We start from the raw sequence: 1,223 nt of genomic DNA, 5'->3' as shown, positions 1-1,223 counted from the left end.
GGGGGCGGTTCTTGATGGAGATTCTGGCTCCAACAGTTTTCCGTACCAGGAGTTCAGGGAGATAATAGAGCAGAAGAAGATTCCCTACCACGTAGCCAGGAAGGGAGACGTCCTTAATATGGGCCCGGACTTGAAACTGATGGTTCTCTGGCCCGACTATCCCCCGGCCTCCTTTGATGAATCTCCGGTCAATAACCTCTCCGTAGTGGTAAAATTAGTCTACCACAAATTCAGTATGCTATTATCAGGAGATATAGAAGAGGAAGGGCAACAGCAGTTGGTGGATGAGGAAGCTCCGCTTGCGAGTGTGGTCTTTAAGGTTCCCCATCACGGAAGCATAGACGCATTAAACCAGAAATTCCTTGAGCAGGTAAAACCGCAGATAGCGGTCATCTCCGTGGGTGGGGGGAATGAATTCGGCCACCCCAGCAAGAAGTTCTTACATACCTTGGAGTCTATGGGGACAAGAGTTCTGCGAACCGATCTTGAAGGCGATATTATGCTCAAGACCGATGGATACAGGGTGGAGGTCTTTTCTGGACGCTGAGATGCGCTTATTCGGCGCTGAAAGAGACTTTGGACTGGATCATGGGCTTGTTTTTCAGCGTCCTTATATTGTAGAGGCTGGATGATTTCGGCCAGAGACACGAACATTCTGGCAGAAGAACCAGGGAGCTACAAGGGAGGCAAAGGTTGCAGAGAAACTCTGAGGTGGAGGATCTAAAGCCTGTATATCTCATAGTAGGAGAAGACCCCTATTTTTTTAACCAATCCCTGAAGAAACTGAAGCAGAGATTGGAGAGGGAAGGCGACCTTCTCCTGGACTATCAGGAATTTGATGCTGGTGAGCTGGATACAGAGGCTTTGATGAATGCCCTGAGGACACCCTCCTTCCTATTCGGGAAGAGGGTAGTAGTTCTGAAAAGGATTGAGCAGTTGAAAGAAGCAGACCGCCAGCGGGTTAAAGAGTACCTGCAGGATCCTGCGGACAGCTCATCCCTTATCCTTCAACTCGGTGATCCTAAAAAAGGTGGTCCGTGGCGGAAGATGGTGGGGGCCAGGGGAGAGGTCCGCGAGAAAGAGAAATACACCTGGAATCAACTCCGGAGCTGGATCAGACAGAAAGTGGGCCAGGGCGGAAAGAGCATTTCAGGAGATGCCCTACAGGAACTTATTATTAGAGTGGGGCCGGATCTGGAGCAGATGGAGAAAGAGATAGAGAA

At 50.0% G+C, this 1,223-nt stretch carries 2 protein-coding genes; both read left to right on the top strand.

Translation table 11 applies throughout. From position 1 onward, the window contains the following. The coding region (locus HW443_RS11445; protein ID WP_320411569.1) for a ComEC/Rec2 family competence protein at nt 1-547 on the top strand (547 nt) is incomplete at its 5' end. Between the two features lie 146 nt (nt 548-693). Further along, a partial coding sequence (gene holA, locus HW443_RS11440) for a DNA polymerase III subunit delta (protein WP_176238249.1) occupies nt 694-1,223 on the top strand: 530 nt, incomplete at its 3' end.

This window comes from Candidatus Hakubella thermalkaliphila (genome assembly GCF_013281975.1).
Lineage (GTDB): Bacteria > Actinomycetota > Humimicrobiia > Hakubellales > Hakubellaceae > Hakubella > Hakubella thermalkaliphila.
Note: the sequence above shows the minus strand (reverse complement) of the source record. Positions and strands in the feature narration are given on the sequence as shown.